Below are 21,283 nucleotides of genomic sequence, written 5' to 3' on the forward strand. Positions count from 1 at the left end.
CTGAGAAACACAGACCCAACCGCGGACCGCGCGCGCGGTCGTCAAGCGGACAGAAACGACGGCGAGGACTGATGGCACCCGAACCCGAAGCAGGCGGCGGAGTGTCGGATGCTGCGGACTCCTGGGGCGACAACGGACTGGTCGGCGGGACCGTCGGCGACGGCCGTTACCGCATGACCCACCGCCTCGGCCGCGGCGGTATGGCCGAGGTGTTCGCGGCGGAGGACGTGCGGCTGGGACGCATCGTCGCGGTCAAGCTGCTGCGCGGGGACCTCGCCGAGGACCCGATCTCCAAGGCCCGTTTCACGCGCGAGGCGCAGTCGGTCGCGGGGCTCAACCACCACGCGGTGGTCGCGGTGTACGACTCGGGCGAGGACACCGTCAACGGGCAGACCGTCCCGTACATCGTGATGGAGCTGGTCGAGGGCCGCACCATCCGCGAGCTGCTGGTCAGCGCGGAGGCCCCGCCCCCCGAGCAGGCGCTGATCATCGTCTCCGGTGTGCTGGAGGCGCTCGCCTACTCGCACCAGCACGGCATCGTGCACCGCGACATCAAGCCGGCGAACGTGATCATCACGGACGCGGGCGCGGTCAAGGTGATGGACTTCGGCATCGCGCGCGCCCTGCACGGCGCGCAGTCCACGATGACCCAGACCGGCATGGTCATGGGCACGCCGCAGTATCTCTCCCCCGAGCAGGCGCTCGGCAAGGCCGTCGACCACCGCAGCGACCTGTACGCCACGGGGTGTCTGCTCTACGAACTCCTCGCGCTGCGGCCCCCGTTCACCGGTGAGACGCCGCTCTCCGTCGTCTATCAGCACGTTCAGGACATTCCGGTGCCGCCGTCCGAAGCCTCGGACGTGGCCCCGCCGGAGCTGGACGGTCTGGTCATGCGTTCCCTCGCGAAGGAGCCCGACGACCGGTTCCAGAGCGCCGAGGAGATGCGCGGGCTCGTCCAGTACGGCCTCCAGATGCTCCAGCAGCAGGGCGGCTACACCGGCACCTGGAACACAGGCCCGGTCGACACACACGCCGTCGGCAACACCCCGGCGATGGGCATGGCCGCGACGACCGCCATGGGCCACCCGTCGCACGGCGAGACCTCGCAGGGCCCGATACTGCCGCCGATGAACCCGAACGACGGCGGATACGACGGGGGGCATCAGGGCGGCGGTGGCGGCCGGAGCAGGATGGTCCTCTTCGCCGCGCTGGCGCTGATCGCCGTCGTGGCGGGCGTCGCGTTCGCGATGCGGGGCATGGGCGACACGGAGACGGACAACAAGAAGACCGAGCAGACCACCAGCCCGTCGCCGACGAAGTCGACCAAGAGCCCGTCGCCCAGCGAGTCGGACTCCTCCCCGGAGGCCGAGACCGACACCTCCACCGGTGGCGGCCAGAACAACGACTGGTCTCCCCGGTACACGCCTTCCTACACCCCGAGCTACCCCGACCAGCCGTCGGAGGACACTCCGTCCGAGCCGGAGGAGTCGAACTCGGAGGACGACGGCGGCAGTACGACCGAGGGCACGGACGACGGCGGCTCGACCGGCACGGCCGACAACGGCGGTTCGGCCAACGCCGGTACGGACGCGGGCAGCGGCACCAACGCGGGCGCGGACGCGGGCGGCGGCGCCAACGCCGGTGCGGACGCGGGCGGCGGCACCAGCGTCGGCGCCGACGCGGGCGCCGGCGACGCCGCCGGAACCGGCTGACGCGGCCCGCACGCGGTGCCGCGCCGGGGGCGACGGGCCTGTCCCGCCGCCCCCGGCTTCGTCGTTCCGGGCCCGGAACACCGGGTCCACCGGGGCCACCGGGCACACGGGGTCCACCCGTCGTGCCCGGCCGGTCCGCCGTGCCCGGCCCCTCGGGGGCTCACCCCGCGAACGCCTCGCACACCGCGTCGTACTCCCGGGTCCACCACACGGCCAGGGCCGACACCGCGGCGAACAGCGGGTCGGCCCTGCGGTCGTCCAGCTGGTAGCGCCAGCGCAGTATCCAGAAGTCGTTGAGGCGCTCCCACCACACCCGGTGCACCGCCGCCGCCAGTTCGGAGGCACAGGCCCCGGCCGCGAGCCGATAGGCACGCGCATAGGCCCGTACCTTCGGTAACTCCAGGTGGCCGGTGGGCAGTACGAAGAAAATCGCCGCCGCGCGCACGGCCTCCTCCGCGCGCGGCTGCACCCCGAGCCGGTCCCAGTCGACGATCGCGGCCGGCTCCGCGCCCCGGTAGAGCAGGTTCAGCGGGTGGAAGTCGCCGTGCACCCACCCCGTGGCGGGCTCGGCGCCGGGCCTGGGGCGGCGGTGGGCGTGACGTTCCAGCAGGCCGCGCCGTTCCACCAGGCGGTGCTCGGCCAGCCGGTCGAAGACATCGGCGCGGGCGCGGCCCCTGGCCAGGGCGAGCAGCTCGTCGATGAGCGTGAAGGTGTCGGCGGGGTCGGGGCTGAGATAGCCGAGCGGCGGCAGCGGATCGGGATCGGGCTCCATCACCTGGTCGAGACAGGTGTGCACGAGTCCGAGGAGCGCGCCGAGCCGCCGGGACGCGTCGGCCGTCAGCTGGGCGCCGTCGCGGTGGCGCCCCTCGACCCAGGGGTGCAGGGCGTAGCACCGGCCGCCGATGACCGTGACGGTGTCGCCGTCGGCGCTCTCGACGGGCGGGGCGACGGGCACGCCGAGCGCCTGGAGCCGTTGGGTGGCGCGGTGCTGGCGGGCGATGGCCTCGTGGTCGCCGTCCAGGTGGTGCTTGAGGAAGTAGGCGCCACGGGTGGTGCGGAGCCGGTACCCCCGGTTGAGCAGCCCTTGAGCTACGGGCTCGCAGGAGACGGGTTCGCCCGCGTCGCGGTAGCGGTGGAGCAGGGCGCGCACGGGGGGAGCCGTACGGTCGGGTGGGGCCGAGGCGTGGGGCGCCCGGGGCACGTGGGAGAGATGTGAGGTCCGCTGGGTGGCGGACGCGGGCGGAGGAATGACGGCTGTCGCGGCAGGCGCAGCGATTTCATATGAGCGCAGCACTTGCCAGATGTTAGATCACGCAGCGTGTTGACTCTGTCGCTCGTGGGCATATTCGATCATATGTACGGCGACAAATTGGGGCGCGAGGCGCATAAAGACGGGCTCGAACGGTTCACCGTCAACCAAGGCGGGATCGGAATCAAAGAGTTCGATTTCCTGTTCGGTCGGTTCCACCAGTTCGGCGGTTCCGGTGCACTGCACCGACCAGAGGTTCTCGTCGCCACTGCCGAAGTTGTCCGCGCCGTACGCCACCACTCCGCCCCCGCACGCGCGGTGGTAGCCGAGCCCCGCGTGCATCCGCAGCAGGACCGAGCCGCCCGTCACCACATGGCGGGCGGGCGCCATGATCGGCATGGCCCGCATGCTCGTTGCCACATGCCCGTGCGACACGCGGTTGAGCAGCTCGATGGCGCGGAGTTCCTCGGTGGACATGATGTCCACTCTCCGTCACCGGCACAGCTCCCCACCAGGGGAGGCGGCCCCTCAACCCCGGGACGTTGGTCCCGATTGGGGCCGGTACGGACGCGGTACGGACGCCTTCGCCGGCGCTCCGCCGCCGTGCCCCGGTCTCAGCGTTTCTCGGCCTGGAGCCGAGCCACGAACGCGGCGGCCTGCGAGCGCCGCTCCATCCCCAGCTTGGAGAGCAGGCTGGAGACGTAGTTCTTGATCGTCTTCTCTGCGAGGTGCAGCTGCTCGCCGATCGCCCGGTTCGTCATCCCCTCGCCGATCAGGTCGAGGATTCTGCGCTCCTGGTCGGTGAGGTCCGCCAGCCGTCCGTCGCCCTTGGGGTCCTTGCCGTTGCGCAGCCGCTCCAGCACCCGGGCGGTCGCCACCGGGTCCAGCAGCGAGCGGCCCGCCGCCACGTCCCGTACCGCCGTCAGCAGCTCGTTGCCCCGGATCGCCTTCAGTACGTACCCCGAGGCCCCGGCCATGATCGCGTCGAACAGCGCCTCGTCGTCCGCGAAGGAGGTGAGCATCAGGCACTTGATGTCCTCGTCCCGCGACCGGATCTCCCGGCAGACCTCGACACCGCTCCCGTCCGGCAGCCGTACGTCCAGCACGGCCACGTCGGGCCGGGTCGCCGGAATCCGGGCCATCGCGTCGGCCGCCGTGCCGGCCTCCCCGACCACCTCGATGTCATCCTCGACGGAGAGCAGCTCGAAGACGCCCCTGCGGACGACTTCATGGTCATCAAGCAGAAATACCGTGATTTTTCCGTCTTCTCGCACGGATTCAGTCTCACACACTCACCCCTTCCCTGCCGCGGACCAGCGGGATAACGTGCCGTTGTTCCGGCGGCCTGCAAGGCTGTGACCAGTGGTTGTTCCAGACTTTGCCGATTTACTTGGAAATCCAAGCAAAATTGCAGGTCAAGTGGGGTTTCGCAGTAATGCGGACTACTGGGTAACGTGCTTGTGACAGAGCGTCCGCCGGGGCAACCTGTCACGCCTGTCCCGGTCGGTCGCACCCACCCCGTGCACACGGTCGGACCAGGCGGAGCCGCACTGGTGCCCGGCGGATCCCGGGGGCCGGACAGACGGAGGAGCACGCACGTGACCGTGGAGAGCACTGCCGCTCGCAAACCGCGACGCGCCAGCGGTACCAAGCGCGCGAGCGCGAAGAAGGCGCCGCAGCGGAAGACTTCCGAGCCCCCGCTCGTACAGCTGCTGACCCCGGAGGGCGAGCGGGTCGAGCACCCGGACTACGCGGTCGACCTGACGCCCGAGGAGCTGCGCGGGCTGTACCGCGACATGGTCCTCACCCGGCGCTTCGACGCCGAGGCCACCGCGCTCCAGCGCCAGGGCGAGCTGGGGCTGTGGGCCTCGCTGCTCGGCCAGGAGGCCGCGCAGATCGGCTCCGGCCGCGCGCTGCGCGACGACGACTACGTCTTCCCGACCTACCGTGAGCACGGCGTGGCCTGGTGCCGGGGCGTCGACCCGACCAACCTGCTCGGCATGTTCCGGGGGGTGAACCACGGAGGCTGGGACCCCACCACCAACAACTTCCACCTCTACACGATCGTCATCGGCTCGCAGACCCTGCACGCGACGGGCTACGCGATGGGCGTGGCCAAGGACGGCGCGGACTCCGCCGTGATCGCGTACTTCGGGGACGGGGCCTCCAGCCAGGGCGATGTCGCCGAGTCGTTCACCTTCTCGGCCGTCTACAACGCGCCGGTGGTCTTCTTCTGCCAGAACAACCAGTGGGCCATCTCGGAGCCGACCGAGAAGCAGACCCGGGTGCCGCTCTACCAGCGCGCGCAGGGCTTCGGCTTCCCCGGCGTCCGGGTGGACGGCAACGACGTGCTCGCCTGTCTGGCCGTGACCCGTTCCGCGCTGGAGCGCGCGCGCCGGGGCGAGGGCCCGACGCTGGTCGAGGCGTTCACGTACCGCATGGGCGCGCACACCACCTCCGACGACCCGACGAAGTACCGCGCGGACGAGGAGACGGAGTCCTGGCAGGCCAAGGACCCGATCCTGCGGCTGCGCCGGTATCTGGAGCGGCAGGGCCTGGCCGACGAGGCGTTCTTCGCCGCGCTGGAGGAGGAGAGCGAGACGCTCGGCAAGCGGGTACGGGACGTGGTGCGGGCGATGCCGCAGCCCGACCGGCTGGCGATCTTCGACCATGTCTACGCCGACGGGCACGCGCTCGTCGACGAGGAACGCGCGCAATTCACCGCGTACCAGGCGTCGTTCGCGGACGCCGACGCCGAGGGCACCGGCTCCGAAGGGGGCAACTGATCATGTCCGTACAGAAGCTGCCCATCGCGAAGGCGATCAACGAGTCGCTCCGCAAGGCGCTCGAAACCGACCCGAAGGTCCTGATCATGGGAGAGGACGTCGGAAAGCTCGGCGGCGTCTTCCGGGTCACGGACGGTCTCCAGAAGGACTTCGGCGAGGACCGGGTCATCGACACCCCGCTCGCCGAGTCGGGCATCGTGGGCACGGCCATCGGGCTGGCGCTGCGCGGCTACCGGCCGGTGGTGGAGATCCAGTTCGACGGCTTCGTCTTCCCCGCGTACGACCAGATCGTCACGCAGCTCGCGAAGATGCACGCCCGCTCGCTGGGCAAGATCAAGATGCCGGTCGTCATCCGCATCCCCTACGGCGGCGGCATCGGCGCGGTCGAGCACCACAGCGAATCGCCCGAGGCGCTGTTCGCGCACGTGGCGGGGTTGAAGGTCGTCTCGCCCTCGACGGCGTCGGACGCGTACTGGATGATGCGGCAGGCCGTCGAGAGCGACGACCCGGTGATCTTCTTCGAGCCGAAGCGCCGCTACTGGGACAAGGGCGAGGTCAACACCGAGTCGATCCCGGGACCGCTGCACAGGGCGCGGGTCGCCAGGGAGGGCACCGTCCTCACGCTGGCGGCGTACGGACCGATGGTGAAGGTCTGCCTGGAGGCGGCCACCGCCGCCGCCGAGGAGGGCCGGTCGCTGGAGGTCGTCGACCTCCGCTCGATGTCCCCGATCGACTTCGACACCCTCCAGACCTCCGTCGAGAAGACGCGCCGGCTGGTGGTCGTGCACGAGGCGCCGGTCTTCTACGGCTCGGGCGCGGAGATCGCCGCTCGCGTCACGGAGCGGTGCTTCTACCATCTGGAGGCGCCCGTGCTGCGGGTCGGCGGCTACCACGCGCCGTATCCGCCCGCCCGGCTGGAGGACGAGTACCTCCCGGGCCTGGACCGAGTGCTCGACGCCGTCGACCGCTCGCTCGCGTACTGAGGAGTGCCGTGACCATGACTGCTGAACCTTCCACCGGCTCCTCGGCCCGCTACCGCGAGTTCAAGATGCCCGACGTGGGCGAGGGGCTCACCGAGGCCGAGATCCTCAAGTGGTACGTGAAGCCGGGCGACTCCGTCACCGACGGGCAGGTCGTGTGCGAGGTCGAGACGGCGAAGGCCGCCGTCGAACTGCCCATTCCGTACGACGGCGTGGTGCACGCGCTGCGCTTCGAGGAGGGCGCGACGGTCGACGTCGGGGCGTCCATCATCACGGTGGACGTGGCGCCCGGCAGCGGCGAGGGGGCTCCGGAGCCGGCCGCACCGGCCGCCGAGTCCGCCGCGCCGGCGACCCCGGCCGCGCCGGCCGAGGCCAAGCCGGCCGCCCGTACCCCGGTCCTGGTCGGGTACGGCGTGGCCGAGTCGTCCACGAAGCGCCGGCCGCGCCGAGGCGCACCGGGTACGCCCTCGTCCGTGCCGGAACAGCAGCCGGCGGCGGTCAACGGCCGGGCGGCCACGCCCGCCCCGGCCGCCCCGGCGGTCGCCGCCCCGGCGGTCCCGGCACCGGACGCGACCGCGCCGCCGGCGGGCCGCCCGCTCGCCAAGCCGCCCGTACGCAAACTCGCCAAGGACCTCGGCGTGGACCTGGCGACGGTCGTCCCGACCGGCCCGGACGGGGTCATCACCCGCGAGGACGTCCACGCGGCGACCGCCCCGGCGGCCGAGCCGGTCACCGAGACGGCCGCAGGACCCGCCGTCGTACCGGACCGGCCGGAGACCGCCACCGGCACCGCTCCGGGCCGGGAGACCCGTACCCCGATCAAGGGCGTACGGAAGGCCACGGCGGCGGCCATGGTGGGCAGCGCCTTCACCGCGCCGCACGTCACGGAGTTCGTCACCGTCGACGTGACACGCACGATGAAGCTGGTCGAGGAGTTGAGGTCCGACCCCGAGCTGGCGGGCCTGCGGGTCAACCCGCTGCTCCTCATCGCCAAGGCGCTGCTGGTCGCGATCAGGCGCAACCCCGAGGTCAACGCCGCCTGGGACGAGGCCAACCAGGAGATCGTGGTCAAGCACTACGTCAACCTGGGCATCGCGGCGGCCACCCCGCGCGGTCTGATCGTGCCGAACATCAAGGACGCGCACGACAAGCCGCTCCCCCGGCTCGCCGAGGAACTGGGCGCACTGGTCGCAACGGCCCGCGAGGGCCGGACGACCCCGGCGGCGATGCAGGGCGGCACGGTGACCATCACCAACGTCGGCGTCTTCGGCGTCGACACCGGGACGCCCATCCTCAACCCGGGCGAGTCCGCGATCCTCGCGGTCGGCGCGATCAAGCTCCAGCCCTGGGTCCACAAGGGCAAGGTCAAGCCGCGCCAGGTCACCACCCTGGCGCTCTCCTTCGACCACCGCCTGATCGACGGCGCGCTCGGCTCCCGGTTCCTGGCGGACATCGCCGCGATCCTGGAACGGCCGAAGCGGCTGATCACCTGGGGCTGATCAGCCCTCGGGTGATCACTCAAGGCTGACCCCCCGGCGCCGGGGGGCCCGTTCGCCGGGCCCCCCGGCACGGCCGGCACCGTGCCGAGGGCCGGGACACCGCCGTTCGCTACGGCCTCCGGCGCCCCAGGGAGATCACCCCCGCCACCAGCAGCGCCACCGAGGCGCAGGCCGCCAGGGGGTCGGACACCGGCTGGGGCACGACCGCCCACGGCCGGGGGGAGTGGGCGTTGCGGAAGCCCGCCACGAGGACGAGCGCGACCCACCCCGCCGCCGTCACGCCCGCCGCCGTGGTGCTCAGCCAGGCGCGGACGAGCAGGGCGAGGCCGGTGAGGAAGAGGACGTTGCGGCCCGCCGCGAGTGCCGAGGGGGCGCCGGCCACTTCCGAGACCAGTGCCCCCGCGCCCAGCGAGGCCGCCGAAGTGGCCAGCACCAGGAGCCGGTCGGCGGTCACCACGGGGCGTACGCCGGTCAGTTCGGCCTTCGGGAGCCTCCGGTCGAGGCAGACCAGGAGCGCCACGCAGATCGTGATCGGGGCGAACAGCATCAGCCGGATACCGGCGGTGCCGTTCGGTGTCAGCGACGGCACGTTGACCGTCGTCTCACTGGCCAGCGCCATCGCGCACGCGAACGCCGCCAGACCGGCCAGCGGGTACAGCGGGCGCCGTACGGACATCCAGGCGATCACCGGCCGGCCGCCGACGCGACCGGGCCCAGCAGCCCTTCGGTGTCCGGCGCGCAGCCGGCGAGGAGCCGCGTGGCCTCGTGGAACCAGGCGCTCTGCTTCTCCCCGCTCCAGCCGCGTACCGTACGGGCCACCCGCAGGGCGTCCTGGTCCGGCATCCCGTCCACCTCGGAGTCGGGCATTCCGGCGGCGAGCTGGAGCCACACCGACAGCGGGCTCCCGTCCCGCCCGCCGTCCTCCGGGAGGCTCGGGCAGGGGTGCCGGACGGGCAGCGGGCCGAGGGCCACCACGGTTCTGGCCTCGGCCGGGGAGAGCCCCCTGGAGGGGGCGATCCGCCAGGCTCCGGCGGGCAGCGACGCGTCGTCGGACACGTAGGCGAGGGAGGTCGGCCGCTGGATGCCGGCGGCCTCCATGTGCGGCAGGACCTGCCGTAACGCCGCGCGCAGCCGGGGCACTTCGGGCCGCAGCTCCTCGGGTACGCAGATTCTGGGCGCCGTCGTGTCGCACACCGAGGCGGCGGCCTCCGTACGGGGGACGGTCGGCACCCGGGTGTCCGCGTCGGCCACCAGCGCGTAGGCCGGGACCGCCCCGCTGACCGCGCAGCAGACGCCGAGCACGGCGCGCAGGCTCCGCCGCCGCAGCGGCGAGCAGAGGACCAGCACCGCGAGGGCGGCCCCGCCCGCCAGCAGTACGGGGGCGATCAGCGCCGACGGCGCGATGTCGTCGGTGACGGAGGCGCTGTCCACCAGCAGCCCGTTCAGATGGCGGACCCACATCGTCTCCATGGTGGCGGGCACGCTCATCCACCCGAACACGCCGACCAGGACGAGCGGGCAGGCGATCGTACGGGGCAGCACGGAGCCCACCGCGAAGCCCAGGACCATGTGCGCGGCGACGACGAAGAACAGCATGCCGAAGGTGGGCAGGTCGGCGAGGCGGGGCGCCGCGCCGACCACGAACGCGGCCGTCACGCACGCGAGCAGCGTGGCGACCACCGCGAGCGCCGCCACCGGGAGCAGCGCGCTTCCGGCGATGGCGCCGCGCCCGCGCACCGGGGCCACGGACCAGATCCGTGCCTCGCGCAGGCGTCCGGCCTCCCAGGCGGCGAGGGCCGCGCACGCGGCGGAGGTCGCGAAGACCGTGTAGCCCGTCACATGGGTGGTGAAGCCGCCGTAGGAGTTGGCCGTGCCGTGCGCGAAGGTGTAGACGTACCAGCAGTTGAGGGCGGTGAGCGGCGCCGCCAGCCACAGCGCGGCGGGCCTGCCGGGAAGGCTCAGGAACCCCATCGGCCGGTCCCCTCGGTGAGCGTCTCGTAGGCGGCCTCGGCCTGCCGGCCCGCGACCGTGCCCGGGGGGGCGTGGCGCAGGAACTCCCGTACCGCGCCGCCGAACACGATCTGTCCCGCGACGAGCACCAGGACGTTGTCGTAGGCCGTGTCGAGGTCAGCGGTGTCGTGCGTGGAGAGCACGACGTGTACGGAGGCGGGCAGGCCGCCGAGCACGTCGTGGAAGACGCGCCGCTGGCGCGGGTCCATCCCCGCGGTGGGTTCGTCCAGCAGCAGCACCTCGGCGCCGTGGACGAGGGACTGCGCCACCCCCACCCGCCGTCGCTGGCCGCCGGACAACTGGGCGACGGGGGTGCGGGCCTGCCGTCCGAGTTCCACCTTCTGGAGGGCGCGCAGGGACTCGTCCCACGCCGCCGAGCGGGACATGCCCTTCAGCCACCCCACATAGGCGACCTGCCGGCGCGCGGTCAGTCCCGGTACGGATTCGATGTCCTGGGGCAGCCAGGCGACGCGCTTGCGGTACTTGTTCAGCGACCGGCGGTCGGTCGAGTCGATTCCCCGGTACGAGACGGTCCCCGACCCGGGACGCAACGCCGAGGCGGCGAGTCCGAGGACGGTGCTCTTGCCGGCCCCGTTGGGGCCGAGGAAGACCGTACGTCCCTTGGGCACAAGGCAGTCGAGGGCGTGCAGGACGCGCCGCCTTCTGTTGTAGCCGAAGGAACACCCGGTGAATTGAAGAGGCATGGGATGCGGCTCTCCTGGCATGAGGGAGCGCGGTGGCGGGAGGTGTCCCGTGGTGCGGTGAACCGCGTCCGCCACCGCGCTCGGCGATGGCGCTGTTTAGTAAGTGACCTTCACGGCTTTGACGTTCATCCGCAGATTGCCGCCGCCGCCGTTGATCTTCTTGATGGTGAAGTAGTAGTCGGAGTCCCGTGTCCTGGCACCCCAGTCCCCCGTCGAAGCGCCGCCGTTCTTGCACGCGCTGAAGGTCTTCTGCCCCTGATGGACATCGGGGAGAAGCGGCCGGACACGGTTCAGTTCGACCGTGGTGTCCTTGAACGTGGCGCCGGGCAGGGAACAGTCCGTGAAGCGGATGACGGTCGAGGCCCTGCCGGTGTGTTCCCAGGTGCTGGACTCGAAGCCGACCATGACCTCGTTCATATAGCTGTTGAGCGTTCCCGCCCATGCCTGACTGGTGAGTGACAGGGCGAGCCCCGTGGCCGCGAGGACCGCTCCGGTACGCCGCGCGACGCGGTGGGCCGAGTGATTGCGCAAGACATCTCCCTCGTTGACGCCGATCCAGACCAACCGGGCTCCGAGCCGCCCGGTTTGCCAGATCATGGTGGGGATGTCCCGTCACTCTCGGAAAATGATGGCTTTTGTGTCCCGATTGTGACGTATATGGAATTTCATAATATATTCGGCGATCATTTTCCACTGGCATAGTTCAGGATGCGGCGGAATATGAGCGGTACCGGCGAAGGAGCGGGGACGCGAGCGCGGCCGGTAAGGCGGGCGGGGGCGACGGCGGGGGCGGGTGCGGGGTCACGGAAACGGGGGCCGTCCCGGAGCTGTCCCGCCCCGGAACGGCCCCCGTTCGTCCGTTCGTCCACTCGTCCGCCGTTACCGGATCAGTCGCGCTGGGCGTCCGTCGGCAGGGAGCGCAGCTGCATCGTCTTGGCCGTGGTGGAGCCGAAGCCGTAGTCGAGCATCTTCGCCGCGTCCTTGTAGCGGTCGGACCCGTTCAGGACGACGCCGACCAGGGTCTTGCTGCCCCGGGTGGCGGCGAAGACCAGGCAGGGGCCGGCGCTCGTGCCGGTGCCGGTCTTGATGCCGATGGCGCCCTTGTAGGAGCCGAGGAGCTTGTTGGTGTTGTACCAGGTGTACGTGCGCTTGCCGCCGGTGCTGGTCGGTGCCGTGCCCTTGTAGGACGTGGCCTTCACGACCTTGCGGAAGTTGGCGTTCTTCATGGCGTACTGGGCGATCTTCGCCAGGTCGCGCGGGGTGGTGTAGTTCTTCCCGCCGCTCGATATGCCGTCGAACGAGTCGAACTTGGTGTTCTTGAGCTTCAGCTCCTTCGCCTTCGCGTTCATCTTCGCGATGAACGACTTCGTGCGGGCCGCGTTGGTGGTGCCGGTCCCGTACGTGTCGGCGAGCGCGTACGCCGCGTCGCAGCCGGAGGGCAGCATCGTGCCGTACAGCAGCTGGCGCACGGTGACCTTGTCGCCGGTGCGCAGATCGGCCGTGGAGCCGCCCTGCTTGGTCACGTAGTCGCGGTACGCCTTCTTGACCTTCACCTTGCGGTCGAGGTCGACGCCCTTGGTGCTGAGCACCACGGCGGCCGTCATGATCTTCGTCGTGCTGGCCATCTGACGGCGGGTGTCCGGGGTCTTGCTGAAGACCGTGGCGCCGGAGGCGTTGTTCAGCAGGAACGCGCCCTTGCCGCCGACCGACGGCTTGGCGGCCGCCTGGGCCGGTGCGGCCAGGGCGGAGACGGAGAGGAGCGCGCCGGAGGTGAGGGCGACCACGGCAGCTCTGCGCACGCCCGGGTGGCTTGATATCAAAGGAAACACTCCGAGTTCACACATGGATGGAAATGCGGCGAAACCGGACCGCAGACAGAAAAGGGTCCCGATACGAGACACGCGAGCGCGTCGAAAGGATGTAGGGGAAGCCCGGCGGGGATCGGTTCGGCTCCCCGGGGCCGGTTCGTGGCCCCCTTGCGTTCGAACGTGCGAGCGAATAAGGGGAGGGGGCTCACGGTGTTCGGGGCTCGGAGCGGTACGGGTCACCGCGCCCGAGGGGCTCCCCGCGGTGCGGGAGAGGGGGCATCGGCGCGGGGGCGGCCGGGCTGAATTTTTGGGGCGCATAGAGGGTTTGGATATGAGTCATCACGCTTGCGAGGGAATAAGGGTCTCCAGACTGGTTCGAGAGGTAATCGGTGGGCAAGTCTGTGACCGCGACGTCGTCACCACGACCGAGGCGGTCGGCCAACTGCCCCGGACCAACCCGTACTTATGGTTCCTGGAGGAATTGACATGGCAAGCTTCCGTACCGCCCGTGCCATCGCTGTGGTCGCCGCCCTGCCTCTCGCCGCCGCGCTCTTCACCGGGGTCGCCCAGGCCGATGACCACGCGTTCGCCGCCGAGGGGGCGAACGCGGCGGCGGCGTCCATCAAGGGCAACGGGGTGCGGGGCGACAACTTCGGTAATTCGACCACCACTCAGCAGGTGGCGAACGGTCCCGGAGCGTCCAATCAGAACAACACCGCCAATGTGATCGATTCCGGCCTGACAGCGATCGACCAGTCGAACCACAACATCTCCGTCGCCTACAACCTGCCCTTCTGGTGGTAGGACCTCGGCCCGTCGGGGGGCGTGACTGAGGGGTGAGCGGTACAGGGCGTCCCGCGTGACGGCACTTCGGTGCGGACACGCGGGACGCCTTCGCGCGGTCCCGCGGAGGTGGCGGGGTCCGCGCGGGGAGGGGGAGCCGCCGCGGGGGCGGCCAAGGGCGTCGCGGGTGCCAGGACCCCGACGGTGCCGCCCGGCTTCCTCCAGGACCCCGACGGCGCCGCCCCGGCTTCCTCCACCTTCAGGAGGTGGAGGAAGCCCCACCCCTCCACCTACAGGGGGACATCCCTTCGGGACCTGGGGGCGATCCCCCGGAGTGCGTCCCGCTCCTAGCGTGGAGCCATGACCACGCCTGTCTGCACGAGCGCCTCGCAGGCCGCCAAGCCGGCCGCGCACTCGTCGTACCCGACCGCCGCGCCGTACGTGTCGCACGTCCCGCCCTACGCGTCGTTCTCCTCGTACGTACGGGCGCGGGGGCCCGTGCTGCTGCGTGCGGCGCGCTCGCTGACCGCCAACCCGTGCGACGCCGAGGATCTGCTCCAGACGGCGCTCACCAAGACCTATGTCGCCTGGGACCGGATCGAGGACCACCGCGCCCTGGACGGCTATGTCCGCCGCGCCCTGCTGAACACCCGCACCTCGCAGTGGCGCAAGCGCAAGGTCGACGAGTTCGCCTGCGACGAGCTGCCCGAGCAGGCGGGCGTCCCCGAGCCCGACCACGCCGAGCGGCAGGTGCTGCACGACGCGATGTGGCGGGCCGTGATGCGGCTGCCCGACCGGCAGCGGGCGATGGTCGTCCTGCGGTACTACGAGGATCTGAGCGAGGTCCAGACGGCTGAGGTGCTCGGGGTCTCGGTCGGCACGGTCAAGAGCGCGGTGTCGCGCGCGCTCGGCAAACTCAGGGAGGACCAGGAACTCTCCCCGGTGCGGTGACCCGCCCGGTCGGCGCCCCGGTCCCCGGCCTCGGACGTCGAACCCGTCCTGGCCCCCGCGCCCGTCCTGGCCCCCGCGCCCGTCCTGGTCCCCCGTTCCCGGCCTCGGACGTCGAACCCGTCCTGGCCCCCCGTTCCCGTTCTCGGGCGGTTCCGATCGGTCCGGGGTAGTGACATACCGAACGGTATGTGAGAAGAATTTCCACAGCGCGACACCGTCCGCGCCACTTCTCAGCCACGCCACGCCACGCAGCGCAAGCGCCCACCGGGAGGACGCCGTGCTCAGCACGATGCAGGACGTACCGCTGACCGTCACCCGCATCCTGCGCCACGGGATGACCATCCACGGGACCTCCCGGGTCACGACCTGGACCGGCGAGAGCGAGCCGCACCGCCGCACCTTCGCCGAGATCGGCGCACGCGCCGCCCGGCTCGCCGGGGCCCTGCGCGACGACCTCGGGGTGACCGAGGGAAGTGTCCTGGGGACCCTGATGTGGAACAACGCCGAACACGTCGAGGCGTACTTCGCGATCCCCTCGATGGGCGCCGTCCTCCACACCCTCAATCTGCGCCTGCCCGCCGAGCAGCTCGTCTGGATCGTCAACCACGCCGCCGACCGCGTGATCCTCGTGAACGGCTCCCTGGTGCCGCTGCTCGCCCCGCTCCTGCCCCACCTGCCGACCGTCGAGCACGTCATCGTCTCCGGTCCCGGCGACCGGGCGCCGCTGCGCGAGGCCGCGGGCACGGCCGTACAGGTCCACGAGTACGAGGAGCTGATCGCGGACCGCCCCGCCGACTTCGACTGGCCCGAGCTGGACGAGCGGGCCGCGGCGGCCATGTGCTACACCTCCGGGACGACCGGCGACCCCAAGGGCGTCGTCTACTCCCACCGTTCGATCTATCTGCACTCCATGCAGGTCAACATGGTCGAGGCGATGGGACTGACGGACAACGACACGACGCTCGTGGTCGTCCCGCAGTTTCATGTGAACGCCTGGGGGCTGCCGCACGGCACCTTCATGAGCGGCATCAACATGCTGATGCCCGACCGCTTCCTCCAGCCCGGTCCGCTCGCCGAGATGATCGAGCGCGAGCGCCCCGACCACGCCGCTGCCGTGCCCACGATCTGGCAGGGGCTGCTCGCCGAGGTCACCGCCCGCCCGCGCGACCTCTCCTCCATGGCCCGCGTCACCATCGGCGGTGCCGCCTGCCCCGCCGCCCTGATGGAGGCGTACGACAAGCTCGGGGTACGGCTCTGCGCCGCCTGGGGTATGACGGAGACCTCGCCGCTCGGGACGATGTCCAACCCGCCCGCCGGACTCACCGATGAGGAGGAGTGGCCGTACCGCCTCACCCAGGGCCGCTTCCCGGCCGCGGTCGACGCCCGGCTGGCCGGTCCTGCGGGCGACATCCTGCCGTGGGACGGCGAGTCGGCCGGTGAGCTGGAGGTGCGCGGCCCGTGGATCGCCGGCGCGTACTTCGGGGGCGTGGACGGCGAACCGATCAGGCCGGCGGACAAGTTCAGCGACGACGGCTGGCTGCGCACCGGCGATGTCGGGGTCATCAGCCCGGACGGCTATCTCACCCTCACCGACCGGGCGAAGGACGTGATCAAGTCCGGCGGCGAGTGGATCTCCAGCGTCGAGCTGGAGAACGCGCTGATGGCCCACCCGGAGGTGGCCGAGGCGGCGGTCGTCGCCGTGCCGGACGAGCGGTGGGGCGAGCGGCCCCTCGCGACGGTCGTCCTCAAGGAGGGCGCCACGGCGGACTACGCGTCGCTGAGGGAGTTCCTCGCCCGGAGCGTCGCGAAGTGGCAGCTGCCGGAGCGGTGGGCGGTGGTCGGAGCGGTGCCGAAGACGAGCGTGGGGAAGTTCGACAAGAAGGTGATCCGTCAGCAGTACGCGGACGGCGAGCTGGACGTCACGAAGCTGTAGGCGCGGACGGCGAGCTGGACGTCACGAAGCTGTAGGCGCGGACGGCGAGCTGGACGTCACGAAGCTGTAGGCGCGGTGCCCCGGCCGGAGGCTTCAGGCCGGGGCGGCCCCGGGGCGACCCAGGGGCCGCCCCGGGGCCACCCCGGCGTCAGTTCGTTCCGATCTTCGCGAGCAGGTCGACGATCCGGTCCTGCACCTCGGACGTGGTCGACCGCTCGGCGAGGAACAGGACGGTCTCGCCGGAGGTGAGGAGGTGCAGTTCCTCCTCATCGATACCGGTCGAGGTGTATATCACCAGCGGGGTCCGGTTCAGCTGGCCGTTCGCGCGCAGCCAGTCGATGATGCCGGCGCGCCGGCGCCGTACCTGCATCAGGTCCATGACGACCAGGTTCGGCCGCATCTGCGCGGCGAGGTTGACCGCCTCGTTGTCGGTGGCCGCCCGCGCGACCTGCATCGCGCGCCGCTCCAGCGTCGCCGTCAGGGCGAAGGCGATCTCGTCGTGCTGCTCGATCAACAGCACGCGCGGCGGGTGCTGTTCGCTGTCGCGCGGCGCGAGGGCCTTGAGGAGTACGGCCGGATCGGCTCCGTACGCCTCTTCCCGCGTCGCCTGGCCGAGCCCCGCCGTCACCAGTACGGGCACCTCGGCGGCGACGGCCGCCTGGCGCAGCGACTGGAGCGCGGTCCGGGTGATCGGCCCGGTCAGCGGGTCGACGAACAGCGCCGCGGGGAACGCGGCGATCTGCGCCGCGACCTCGTCGCGGGAGTGCACGACGACCGGACGGTAGCCGCGGTCGCTCAGCGCCTGCTCGGTGGCGACGTCCGGCGCGGGCCAGACCAGCAGCCGGCGCGGGTTGTCCAGCGGCTCCGGGGGGAGTTCGTCGTCGACGGGCTGCGGCTGGGGCCGGTTGGCGACCTCGACAGCGCCGCCGGGACCGTCCAGCGGCTCGGGACCCTCGGCGCCCTCGTCGGGGGCGCCTATCGCGTACGAACGGCCTTCGGGGCGTGCGGCGGGCAGCCGCAGGCCGCCGCCCTGGGTGGCGCCGGGGGCGGGGGGCGCCGGGGGCGCGGCCTGGGGCTGTGCCGTGGCCGGGGCGGGCATGGCGGCGGGGGGCGCCGCCGGGTCGGTGTGGAGCGTGCCGTCGGGAGGCGTGCCCAGCTTGCGCCGCCGCCCGGAGCCGAGGGACTGCGGCTGGCCCTGCCCCCCTTGCCCCTGGCCTTGCCCCTGGAACTGGCCTTGGCCTGGGGGCTGCTGGCCCTGCTGGCCCTGCTGCCCGTGCGGCTGGCCCTGCTGGGGGAGGTGCTGCGCGAACGGCGTCCCCTGGCCGAGCGTGCGCACGCTGAACGCGCGCCCCTGGGTGGAGTCCGCCGGGAGCGGCGCCTCCTCCGGGAGCGGCTGGGCGGGCGGCATCGGCTGGTGAGCGCCGCGCCGGGGGTGGGGAACGGAGGACTCCACGGAGGACTCCGAGGTGGCCATCGACGCGACCGAGGCCGTCGCCGAAGTCGGCGGGACAGGCGGCGCGGCCCCTTCCGGAGCGGGAGCGGGCAGCGGAGCGGGCGCCGGGCCGGAAGCGGCGGGCGCGGGCGGCGCCGGGGCCGTGGCCGGGGGCTGCGCCGGTGCTCGCGAGGCGTCCGTACCGTCGTGGCCGTATCCGTCCGCTTCGACGGGTGCGGGCGCCGGGTCGTCGGGCCAGCCGGGCGGGCCCGACATCATCCCGAAGCCGGAGGACATCCCGGTGTCCTGGCTGTCGGCTCCCGGCGACGGGGGCGGGCTGCCCCAGGCGTTGGGGTCGCTCATGTAGGGCCCGATGGGCACGGGTCCGGAGGGTGCGGGGCCGGACGGTACGGCTCCGGACGGTACGGGACCTGAAGGTGCGGGGCCGGACGGTACGGGAACCCCGTGCGACGTGTCCCCCGGCAGCCGGCGCCGCCCCTGGGGCAGGGGATGCGGCTGCGGCGGGGTGTGGTCGGCGTCCGGGGCCGTCCGTACGGCGTCGTGGCGGCCCGGCAGCGGCGCCTCCGGGGCGGGCCGCGCGGGCGCCGGGGCCGTGGGCGCCGGGGCCGTGGGGCGGTCGGCGGCGGCGGGCGGCAGGGCGAACGGACTGCGGGGGGTCTCCGGCTCGGGCGGCACCGGAATGTGCCGTTCCTGCGCCGGCGCGAGGGCGCGCCGGGCCCTGCGGCCCCCGGCCTGCCCCTGCGCGGCATGCGGCGCCGCTGGCGCGGGGACCTGCTGCTGGGGCCCCGGAGCGTGCTGCGGCTGCGGGCTCTGCGGGGGCTGCGGGGGCTGCCCCTGAGCCGAGTGGCCCGGTGCCGAGTAGCCCGGTGCCGAGGGGGTCTGAGCCGAGGGGCCGGCCGACAGCGCCGGGAGCGCCCGCTGCTCGGGGCGCCGCGCCCGGCGCCCGTTCCCGGCGGGACCCGCCTCCACCGGCACTCCCTGCGGCGGTACGGCCTGACCGAGCGCCGCGCGCCCGGTCGGATGCGCCCCCTCGGCGGCCGTGACGACCGCTCCCTCGGAGGGCGCGGGCTGCGCGGGAGCGGGCACGGCGACGCCGGAACCGGCCGCCGCGTCCTCAGCGGGGCTCGGCCGGCCGCGCCTGCGACCGGTGCCGCCGTTCGTGCCGCTCGTACCTCCGGTGTCCTGCGCCGGGATCAGCTCCGCCGCACTGACACCCGGAGCCGGGACATCCGCGTCGGTGGTGCGGGCCCTGCGCCGTCCCGTGGGGGCGGACGCGGGCTGCTCCGGCTGTGCCTCGGGATGCGTCTGGGGGTGTGCCTGGGGGTGTGCCGGGGCCGGGGCGTGCGGCTCGGGCTGTTCCCGCTCGCCGGTGTCCTCGATCGGGGAGTCCAGGAACGCGTCCGTGGAAGCCCGCCGCGCCCGCCGCCTGCCGCCGCCCGACGTACCGGGACCATGCTGCGCCCCCGGACCCGTACGGGGCCCCGCGTCCTCCGCCGTACCCGTATCCGTGCCCGTACCCTCGCCCGTACCCGTACCCGTACCCGTACCTGTGTCGTCGGCGTGCCGCGACGGCGGCGCGGGCAGGGCCGGCTGGCCGCCGACGGGCATCGCTGCGGGCGGCTGAACGGTCCCCGCGCCCTGCCCCAGCGGCAGTTCCAGCACAAAGGCGCTGCCGCTCATGCCCGGCACCTCGTGGGTCTGGAGCACCCCGCCGTGCGCCCGTACGATCCCGCTCACGATCGGCTCGTGCACCGGGTCGCCGCCGCCGAACGGGCCGCGCACCTCGATCCGTACGACATCACCGCGCTGCGCCGCGGCCACCACGATCGTCGAGTCGACATATCCCCCGCCGGGCATCAGCCGGGCCCGGCCCGTCGAGTCGACCCCGGCCACATCCGCGATCAGATGCGCGAGAGCCGTCGCCAGCCGTCCCGCGTCCACCTCGGCCTCGATAGGCGGCGCGTGCACGGCGAACTGCGCCCGGCCGGGACCGATCAGCTCGATGGCGCCCTCGACCCCGGCGGCCACCACTCCGTCGAGCAGGACATTGGCCTTGGCGAGCGGTTCCGTGCCTACATCGAGCCGCTGGTAGCCGAGCACGTTGTCGACGAGCGTCGTCATCCGCGCGTAACCGGCGGACAGGTGGTGCAGGATCTGGTTGGCCTCCGGCCACAGCTGCCCGGCCGGATCGGCGGCGAGCGTGGTCAGTTCGTCACGCAGCTCGACGAGCGGGCCCCGCAGCGACTCGCCCAGTACGGCGGTCAGTTGGGAGTGCCGCCCGGCCACGTCCCCGTACCGCTCGGTGAGCTTCTCGATCTCGGCCGCGTACCGGTCGCTGCGGTCCGCCAACTCCGCCGCGTGCGCCTCCGACGCCTCCGCCAGCTCGGAGTTGAGCCGCTGCGTCGTCTCCTTCAGCTCGGCGGCGAGCCGCTCCCTGGTCTCCTTCAGCTCCGCGCCGAGCCGCTCCCGTGTCTCCTTGAGCTCCGCCGCGTGCCGCTTCTCGGCGGCGGTCACCTCGTCGGCGTGCTGCTTGGTCAGCTCGTCGTACGGACGCCGGTCGGTGAACGTCATCACGGCGCCGACGAGCTGGTCACCGTCCCGTACGGGCGAGGTCGTCAGATCGACCGGCACCTGCTTGCCGCTCTTCGCCCACAGCACCTGCCCGCGCACCCGGTGCTTGCGGCCCGACCTGAGCGTGTCGGCGAGCGGCGAGTCGGAGTACGGGAAGGGCTCCCCGTCGGCGCGCGAGTGCATGACGAGCGTATGCAGCTCACGGCCGCCGAGATCGCCGGCCCGGAACCCGAGGATCTGCGCGGCGGCGGGGTTGACGAGGACGACCCGGCCGTCCGTGTCCGTACCGACGACCCCCTCGGAGGCGGCGCGCAGGATCATCTCGGTCTGCCGCTGCGAACGCGCCAGCTCGGCCTCGGTGTCCACCGTCCCCGACAGATCCCGTACGACCAGCATCAGCAGCTCGTCGCCGGTGTAGCTGTGCGAGTCGTTGTACGCGTCCCGGCCGTCCTCCAGGCTCGCGCTGGTGACCTCGGCGGGGAACTCGCCGCCGTCCGTACGCCGCGCGACCATCCGGGTCGGCTTCGTACGGCCACGGGCGTCCGCCGACGCGGGTCGGCGCATCGAACCGGGGATCAGCTTGGAGTCGAACTCGGGCAGCAGATCGAGCAGTCCGCGCCCCACGAGCGCCGTACCGGGGGTCTCGAACATGTCCAGTGCGATGGTGTTCGCGTTGACGACCGTGCCGTTGGCGTTGACGAGCACCAGGCCGTCGGGGAGTGCGTCGAGTATCGCCGCGAGGCGAGCAGCGCCCCGGGATGGCCTGCTGCTCACGAGACGCTTCCTCCCTGACCTACTGCACCTGGCGGACGGCGGCACCCATCTTGCCTCTCGGGTTCCGGCC

General features: G+C 72.3%; 16 protein-coding genes. 7 read left to right on the plus strand and 9 right to left on the minus strand.

The features are described 5' to 3' along the window. Positions 1–71 precede the first annotated feature (71 nt). A complete protein-coding gene (locus ACFY6S_RS23170; protein WP_388824636.1) occupies positions 72–1,712 on the plus strand; it encodes a protein kinase in 1,641 nt (546 codons plus the stop codon). Between the two features lie 160 nt (positions 1,713–1,872). Here ACFY6S_RS23170 and ACFY6S_RS23175 read toward each other — a convergent pair whose 3' ends face one another. From ACFY6S_RS23175 to ACFY6S_RS23185, 3 genes are all read right to left on the minus strand, one after another. Then, positions 1,873–2,913, minus strand: coding sequence for a phosphotransferase (locus ACFY6S_RS23175; RefSeq protein WP_388824639.1), 1,041 nt, complete (start codon positions 2,911–2,913; stop codon positions 1,873–1,875). Between the two features lie 108 nt (positions 2,914–3,021). Next, positions 3,022–3,438 (minus strand): pyridoxamine 5'-phosphate oxidase family protein, encoded by a 417-nt coding sequence (locus ACFY6S_RS23180; RefSeq protein WP_388824642.1) that lies wholly within the window; start codon positions 3,436–3,438, stop codon positions 3,022–3,024. Positions 3,439–3,575: 137 nt separating this feature from the next. Beyond that, positions 3,576–4,235, minus strand: coding sequence for a response regulator (locus tag ACFY6S_RS23185; protein ID WP_388824646.1), 660 nt, complete (start codon positions 4,233–4,235; stop codon positions 3,576–3,578). Between the two features lie 324 nt (positions 4,236–4,559). Between ACFY6S_RS23185 and pdhA the strand changes: the two genes are divergently transcribed. Genes pdhA through ACFY6S_RS23200 form a run of 3 tightly spaced genes read left to right on the plus strand, consistent with a single transcriptional unit; the run spans position 4,560 to position 8,226 of the window. Further along, positions 4,560–5,747 carry a pyruvate dehydrogenase (acetyl-transferring) E1 component subunit alpha gene (gene pdhA / locus ACFY6S_RS23190; protein ID WP_388824649.1) on the plus strand — a complete coding sequence of 396 codons (1,188 nt, stop codon included), beginning with the start codon at positions 4,560–4,562 and terminating at the stop codon, positions 5,745–5,747. A gap of 2 nt (positions 5,748–5,749) precedes the next feature. Further along, positions 5,750–6,730 carry an alpha-ketoacid dehydrogenase subunit beta gene (locus ACFY6S_RS23195; protein ID WP_388824652.1) on the plus strand — a complete coding sequence of 327 codons (981 nt, stop codon included), beginning with the start codon at positions 5,750–5,752 and terminating at the stop codon, positions 6,728–6,730. Positions 6,731–6,744: 14 nt separating this feature from the next. Next, complete coding sequence (locus ACFY6S_RS23200) at positions 6,745–8,226, plus strand: dihydrolipoamide acetyltransferase family protein (protein WP_388824655.1); 1,482 nt, start codon at positions 6,745–6,747, stop codon at positions 8,224–8,226. 109 nt (positions 8,227–8,335) lie between these two features. Here the strand turns inward: ACFY6S_RS23200 and ACFY6S_RS23205 are convergent, their stop codons facing one another. The 5 genes from ACFY6S_RS23205 to ACFY6S_RS23225 form a co-directional block, all read right to left on the minus strand. Then, entirely contained in the window at positions 8,336–8,902 is a 567-nt protein-coding gene (locus tag ACFY6S_RS23205; RefSeq protein ID WP_388824658.1) for a hypothetical protein, read from the minus strand. Between the two features lie 8 nt (positions 8,903–8,910). Continuing rightward, a complete protein-coding gene (locus ACFY6S_RS23210) occupies positions 8,911–10,197 on the minus strand; it encodes a hypothetical protein (RefSeq protein WP_388824660.1) in 1,287 nt (428 codons plus the stop codon). Further along, a complete protein-coding gene (locus tag ACFY6S_RS23215) occupies positions 10,185–10,940 on the minus strand; it encodes an ATP-binding cassette domain-containing protein (RefSeq protein WP_388824663.1) in 756 nt (251 codons plus the stop codon). The genes ACFY6S_RS23210 and ACFY6S_RS23215 overlap by 13 nt, the downstream gene beginning before the upstream one ends. A gap of 96 nt (positions 10,941–11,036) precedes the next feature. Then, a complete protein-coding gene (locus ACFY6S_RS23220) occupies positions 11,037–11,537 on the minus strand; it encodes a hypothetical protein (RefSeq protein ID WP_388824666.1) in 501 nt (166 codons plus the stop codon). A 290-nt stretch (positions 11,538–11,827) separates the two neighbouring features. Continuing rightward, positions 11,828–12,784, minus strand: coding sequence for a D-alanyl-D-alanine carboxypeptidase family protein (locus tag ACFY6S_RS23225; protein ID WP_388824669.1), 957 nt, complete (start codon positions 12,782–12,784; stop codon positions 11,828–11,830). A 450-nt stretch (positions 12,785–13,234) separates the two neighbouring features. Between ACFY6S_RS23225 and ACFY6S_RS23230 the strand changes: the two genes are divergently transcribed. The 3 genes from ACFY6S_RS23230 to ACFY6S_RS23240 all read left to right on the plus strand — a co-directional run bounded on the left by ACFY6S_RS23230 (position 13,235) and on the right by ACFY6S_RS23240 (position 16,415). Then, positions 13,235–13,552, plus strand: a complete 318-nt coding sequence (locus ACFY6S_RS23230; protein WP_388824672.1) for a hypothetical protein — start codon at positions 13,235–13,237, stop codon at positions 13,550–13,552. A 339-nt stretch (positions 13,553–13,891) separates the two neighbouring features. Next, positions 13,892–14,482, plus strand: coding sequence for a SigE family RNA polymerase sigma factor (locus tag ACFY6S_RS23235; RefSeq protein ID WP_388824675.1), 591 nt, complete (start codon positions 13,892–13,894; stop codon positions 14,480–14,482). Positions 14,483–14,759: 277 nt separating this feature from the next. Next, positions 14,760–16,415: a long-chain fatty acid--CoA ligase gene (locus tag ACFY6S_RS23240; RefSeq protein ID WP_388824678.1), complete on the plus strand. Its 1,656-nt coding sequence runs from the start codon at positions 14,760–14,762 to the stop codon at positions 16,413–16,415. Between the two features lie 148 nt (positions 16,416–16,563). Here ACFY6S_RS23240 and ACFY6S_RS23245 read toward each other — a convergent pair whose 3' ends face one another. Continuing rightward, positions 16,564–21,213, minus strand: coding sequence for a PAS domain-containing protein (locus tag ACFY6S_RS23245; RefSeq protein ID WP_388824681.1), 4,650 nt, complete (start codon positions 21,211–21,213; stop codon positions 16,564–16,566). Positions 21,214–21,283: the final 70 nt, after the last annotated feature.

The organism is Streptomyces sp. NPDC012835 (assembly GCF_042900885.1).
Lineage (GTDB): Bacteria > Actinomycetota > Actinomycetes > Streptomycetales > Streptomycetaceae > Streptomyces.

What these genes read in the sequence shown, in the direction of transcription:
- ACFY6S_RS23170 (WP_388824636.1), top strand. Translation starts at nt 72, where the DNA reads ATGGCACCCGAACCCGAAGCAGGCGGCGGAGTGTCGGATGCTGCGGAC.
- ACFY6S_RS23180 (WP_388824642.1), bottom strand. Translation starts at nt 3,438, where the DNA reads ATGTCCACCGAGGAACTCCGCGCCATCGAGCTGCTCAACCGCGTGTCG.
- ACFY6S_RS23195 (WP_388824652.1), top strand. Translation starts at nt 5,750, where the DNA reads ATGTCCGTACAGAAGCTGCCCATCGCGAAGGCGATCAACGAGTCGCTC.
- ACFY6S_RS23200 (WP_388824655.1), top strand. Translation starts at nt 6,745, where the DNA reads ATGACTGCTGAACCTTCCACCGGCTCCTCGGCCCGCTACCGCGAGTTC.
- ACFY6S_RS23205 (WP_388824658.1), bottom strand. Translation starts at nt 8,902, where the DNA reads ATGTCCGTACGGCGCCCGCTGTACCCGCTGGCCGGTCTGGCGGCGTTC.
- ACFY6S_RS23210 (WP_388824660.1), bottom strand. Translation starts at nt 10,197, where the DNA reads ATGGGGTTCCTGAGCCTTCCCGGCAGGCCCGCCGCGCTGTGGCTGGCG.
- ACFY6S_RS23215 (WP_388824663.1), bottom strand. Translation starts at nt 10,940, where the DNA reads ATGCCTCTTCAATTCACCGGGTGTTCCTTCGGCTACAACAGAAGGCGG.
- ACFY6S_RS23220 (WP_388824666.1), bottom strand. Translation starts at nt 11,537, where the DNA reads ATGATCTGGCAAACCGGGCGGCTCGGAGCCCGGTTGGTCTGGATCGGC.
- ACFY6S_RS23225 (WP_388824669.1), bottom strand. Translation starts at nt 12,784, where the DNA reads ATGTGTGAACTCGGAGTGTTTCCTTTGATATCAAGCCACCCGGGCGTG.
- ACFY6S_RS23230 (WP_388824672.1), top strand. Translation starts at nt 13,235, where the DNA reads ATGGCAAGCTTCCGTACCGCCCGTGCCATCGCTGTGGTCGCCGCCCTG.
- ACFY6S_RS23235 (WP_388824675.1), top strand. Translation starts at nt 13,892, where the DNA reads ATGACCACGCCTGTCTGCACGAGCGCCTCGCAGGCCGCCAAGCCGGCC.